Origin of the sequence: Pedobacter sp. V48 (assembly GCF_000523515.1) — a bacterium.
In the GTDB taxonomy this organism is placed as follows: domain Bacteria; phylum Bacteroidota; class Bacteroidia; order Sphingobacteriales; family Sphingobacteriaceae; genus Pedobacter.
Window position 1 is genome coordinate 1 of sequence record NZ_AWRU01000026.1, and the last position, 5,699, is coordinate 5,699.

1 pseudogene is annotated in these 5,699 nt (G+C 43.3%); it reads right to left on the minus strand.

The features are described 5' to 3' along the window. A pseudogene (locus tag N824_RS31400) lies at window positions 1-5,699 on the minus strand (hypothetical protein); the annotation flags it as partial.

The window sequence follows — 5,699 nt, forward strand, 5'->3', positions numbered from 1 at the left end:
TCGTAAGCGGTKAKYKTAAATTCTGCTCCGGTAAATACTGCATTGGTTAACGCAGCATCACTGTACCAGGTAAATACCGGGTCAGTTACTGTTGTACTGCTCGCGGTTAATTTAGCAGTTGTTCCCAGGCAAATCGGTGCCCCTGCTCCTGCCACTGTAATGTCAGATGCTACTGCAGGCGGGTTAACAGTTAAGGTAACAACTTTAGCATTAGCTGCTGCGTTCTCACATTTATTAGAACCGCTTACGGTTACATAATAAGTTTTGGTAGCGGTAAGCACTGGTGTATTAAAGATTGCTCCTGTAAAGACCACATTTGTTAACGCAGCATCACTATACCAGGTAAATACTGGGTTTGTTACTGTTGTGCTGCTTGCAGTTAGCTTAGCAGTTGCACCTGCACAGAATGGTTTATCAGCTCCACTTACATTAATATCTGTTGCTAAAGCCGGAGGATTAACTGTTAATGTGATTGCTTTAGCTGTTGCTGCAGTGTTTTCACATTTGTTAGATCCTTTAACTGTAACATAGTAGGTTTTAGTTGCGGTAAGTGCCGGGGTGTTAAAGATTGCTCCCGTAAAGACCGCATTTGTTAAGGCAGCATCACTGTACCATGTAAACACCGGGTTGGCAACCGTTGTACTACTTGCCGTTAATTTAGCCGTATTACCAGCACAGAATGGTGCATCCGCTCCCGCTACGCTTATATCAGCTGCAAGTGCAGGCGGGTTAACAGTTAAAGTAATTGCCTTAGCTGTTGCAGCCGTATTTTCGCATTTATTGGCTCCTTTAACCGTAACATAATAAGTAGTAGTTGCAGTAAGGGCTGGTGTTTTAAATGTTGCTCCGGTAAATGCAACATCGGTTAAGGCTGCATCTTTGTACCAGGTAAACACAGGATTGGTAACTGTAGTACTGCTTGCGACAAGATTTGCTATTGCACCAGCACAGAAAGGCGTTCCTGCGCCACTAACGGCAATGTCTGCTGCAGTTGCAGGAGGGTTTACTGTTATGGTTACAATTTCTGCACCTGAACTTAGGTTTTCGCATTTATTAGAACCTCTTACTGTTACATAAAGCGTTGTTGATGCGGTCAGCGCCGATGTTTTATAAACAGGTCCTTCAAAAACCTGATTAGTTAACGCAGCATCGCTGTACCAGGTAAATACCGGATTTGTAACAGTAGTTGTAGTTGCTGTTAATGTAGCGATTGTACCTGCGCAGAATGGCGCATCAGCTCCGCTTACCGCAAGGTCAGCCGCTGTTGCGGGTGGATTAACTGTTAAGGTCACTGTTTTAGCACCGGCAGCAGTATTCTCACACTTATTTGCACCCCTTACCGTTAGGTAATAAGTTGTGGTTGCAGTGAGTACAGGAGTTTTAAATGTTGCACCTGTAAATGCCACATCAGTTAACGCGGCGTCTTTGTACCACGTAAATATAGGTGATGTTACTGTTGTACTTGTAGCGGTTAATGTTGCTTCTGTTCCTGCACAGAAAGGTGCATTAGCTCCCGCAACAGTGATGTCAGCTGGAAGCGCTGTTGGATTTACCTCTAATGTAATTTTAGTACGTGGTGTTGTATTTACACATGAGTTGCCATTTACCGCCTCTACATAGAAGTCATGTTTACCAATAGCTAATCCTGCAGGGGTAGTATACGTGTCGGTATTGGAAGCTAAAAGGTTACCACCTGTTAACGCGTCGTACCAATTGAAGGTAACGCCTGTCACAGGATTCACTTTTAACGCTACCGGAGTATTTGGACAAGTAGTTGCAGGGTTTCCTGTTGCAGCTACTGGTGCATTTGGTGCTGCAAGGATGGTAACTGTCACCTTCGTTTTAGCACTTTGACAGCCATTACGTAATGCCAGTACGAAGTAATCGTATGTACCCGCTGCAAGTGTTGGATCAGTGGTTAAACTTACACCATCTTTGCCGGTTAAGTACTCAGTTCCTTTATACCATCTATACACAATACCCGCAATTGGGTTTTGTACAGATAAGGTAGCTGAAGTACCAGCACATGCACTAACTGTCGCGCTTTGAACAGTTGGAGCAACAATAGCACGTTGAGCGTAGTTAAAATCAAGTGTATTCAGAACTGAGGCAACACCCGATCTTATTCTTAACTCTACTCCGTCAAATTGTTTCTGAGGAACGAAAGAAAGTATTGCACCCCTGTCTCCACTAAGCAGTTCCAGATGAACAATCGGATTGCTAACAACAATCATATCGTTATTACTAACACCTGCTTTCAATGTTGTTAATTCTACAGAAGATAAAATTGATAGCGACAATAATTTACCAGGAGAACTTACACGAACTCGAAGCGTATCACCAACATTAGATAAACCTGTGAATCCTACTTTTTGGTAGACTGAGGCACCTAATGCACCAACCGGCATCACAAATGAAGAGGCACTTTCTGCATCATCATCAATCGCCTTTTCTGGGTTAAATACCCCTGTTAGGATACCCAAACCATCCACACCATATCCAAGATCCACAGTTGCCGCTTCACAAGGAATGTCTGTTGGAGAGGCATTTGGGGTAACAGTTACCACAACAGATGCTCTTGCAGAAGCCGGACATCCTGAAGCTAACTCGGCAGTTACATAGAAAGTTCTTGTAATATCAACAGTCCCTGTATTTATTAATGGGGCTGTTGTATATTCAGCTGTTGTCGCAAGAACTGTTGTTGAAGTTGGCGAATCATACCATTTAAATAATGCACCTGCTGTACTTGAGGTTGCAGTAAGAATTGCACGAGAGCCAGATCTAACTGTAACGGATGCCGGTGTGATTACCGGTTTATCCAATGTACCTACTTTAATAGTAGCCGTTGCTTTTGCAGACTCAACTAAACAAGTATTAACCGCAGACACAGAATAGCTGGTAGCTGCATTAACCCCTACTACTGTAAAGGTTACTCCATCTTTACCTGCCTGGTATACACCGGTACTATTGTACCATTTATAAGTAATTCCCGTAAGTGGATTACTTACAGATAAAGTAACATCATTACCCAAACAGGTATTGATATCGTTAGATACCAAAACAGGTGTCTGAGGCGCAGGTGTAACTGTAATATTTACTGCAGTTCTATAGCTTGTACAACCAGAGGCAGTATTTGCTTCAACAAAATATCTTGTATTGGCAGTTAAAGCAGGGGTTGTGAAACTAGTTCCATTTGCCTGGAACACTCCCGCTGCATTGTACCATTTATATGTGATACCTGCCTTAGGATTTTGTACACTGAGCGTAGCTGTTTGAGCAGCACAAGCTGTAACATTAGGCACAGTTACTTCAGGAGCCACCGGAACGCGTTGCGCATAGTTTACGTCAACAGTGGTCAGTACTCCTGCAAGTCCCGAATTTACGCTAACTTCAATTTTATTAAATCTTTTTGTTGGTACAAATGAAACTAAAGCTTCAGTGTTTCCACTTAACAATTCCACACGTACCAGAGGGTCATTTATTGCTAAACCATCATTATTATTTGTATTATTTTCATAAGTACCTACACGGATGCTTGAAAGAATGCCCAATGAAAGTAATTTTCCAGGAGCACTTAACAATACGCGCACAGTATCACCAATATTTGACAAGCTCGAATAGCCCAAACGTTGATAAACTGATGCATTTAATGCGCCTATTGCAAGGACTAAAGAAGATCCGGTTTTGGTATTGTTGTCGATAGCTAATTCTGGATTAAATACTCCTGAAAGAAGTGCAACACCGGTCACTCCATGCTCTTCTAAAGTTGGCGCTTCACAAGGAACAGGGTTCGGACTACCACCGCCATTTACGTTAATTGTAACCTGAACACGGCTTGGTGCTGAACATCCGGTAGTACTAGAAGTTGCCTCCAGGTAATACGTAGTTGTTGCAGTAAGTGGCGGGGTTACATAAGTTGGACCCGTTGCAATAGCTGTTGTTGAAGTGGCTGAAGTATACCACTTGAATACAACATTTGCATCTGCAGAAGTTGCAGTCAATATAGCAGTCTGACCCGGGTTAATTGTTGTAGCAGATGCTTGAATCTGTGGAAGCGAAGGAAGTGGGTTTACACTTACAGCGACCGCCGTACGTGTAGCACTTACACAAGTACCATTCGCAGCTTCAACATAATAAGTTGTATTTACGGTTAACGCTGGTGTGGTAAATACTGGGCCTGTGAAAATTGCTGCTCCACCAGTTGCAGCAGTATACCATTTATAAGTAGTACCTGTTACCGGACTTGTAACTGGAATTACAGCTGAAGACCCTGAACAAACAGGAGCAACTGCTGCTACTACAGGTTTAGCCGGAGCAGTAGTTACAGTAACTGTAACAGGGATACGTGTTTTATTTGCACAACTTCCTTTACTAACTTCTATATAATAAGTTGTGTTTGCAGCCAATACAGGAGTTGTAAAGTTTTCTCCGGTATGAACCAAAGCTCCGCCTGTGGCATCTGTGTACCATCTTAAGGTTGTTCCACCGTTTGCAGCAGCAGAAAGAACTGTTGCCGATCCTGAACAGATTGTTTGGCCAGTTGCAGAAACAGTTGGATTTGGATAAATCACTTCAGCTCCGTAAATACGTAGATTTACCAGGGCTGACACAAGTCCTGCGACTCTCACTTCTACTCTGTCGTAGATGCCGGTTGCCGGTAATGTTGCTGAGAATCTATTACCGCTCAATAGTTTCAGATATAATAACGAAGAGTTAAGATCGTAGGTTTTAACAACGGATGTACCATTCATTATTCTTACCTGAATACCACCTAATACCGTTACATCTGCCAAACCAGTTGGAGTTTCAAGATCCAAACGGATACTATCGGTTGCAGCACCTGAAGTTGGGAACAATAATCTTTGATAACCTGAACCAGCAACGCCTACTGGAAGCGCTATTGAAGTATAATTTGTGAAATTATTATCAACAGAATTACCCGGATCAACAATCGCACATAACAGACATATACCTTCGATACCACTTTGCTGGCTATTTGCTGCATTACAGTTTGGATTAACAGGGCCTCCAACTACGGTAACCGTAACAGGAACTCTTGTAGAGCTAGCACAGCCAGTAGCATTTACAGTTTCTACATAGTAGGTAGTAGTAGCTGCTAATGCTGGCGTTGTAAAGCTTCCTCCTGTTGCAAGTATAGCTCCTCCGGTCGGTGCAGCATACCAATTGATGGTTACTCCTGCATTTGCAGTCGCCAGTAAAGTTGCAGTCTGCCCGGAGCTTATTGAAACATTGTTTGTACTAACAGTGGCCTGAGCTGGTAACGGATTAACCGTAACAGCTACTGCTGTGCGCGTTGCACTTGAGCAGGTGCCTGCGGAAGCTTGTACATAATAGGTTGTATTTGCTGATAATACCGGAGTAGTGAAACTATTTCCTGTAGCCAGTATCGTTCCGCTTGTCGCAACAGAATACCAGGTATACGTTATTCCAACTACCGGGCTGCTCACTGATAGTGTTGCCGAGGATCCCGAACAAACAGGACCAACAGCCGCTACTGTAGGAGCACTTGGTGTTGAAGTTACGGTTACCTTAACAGGTACACGCTCTACATTTGCACAACCAGCCTTGCTTACTTCTATATAATAGGTAGTAGTAGCCGTCAGTGCAGGAGTAGTRNNAAGRTCKSMMSRGYGKCRWGTASTGTGGTACTGCTGGCCGTAGCAAACCACCTTAAAGTA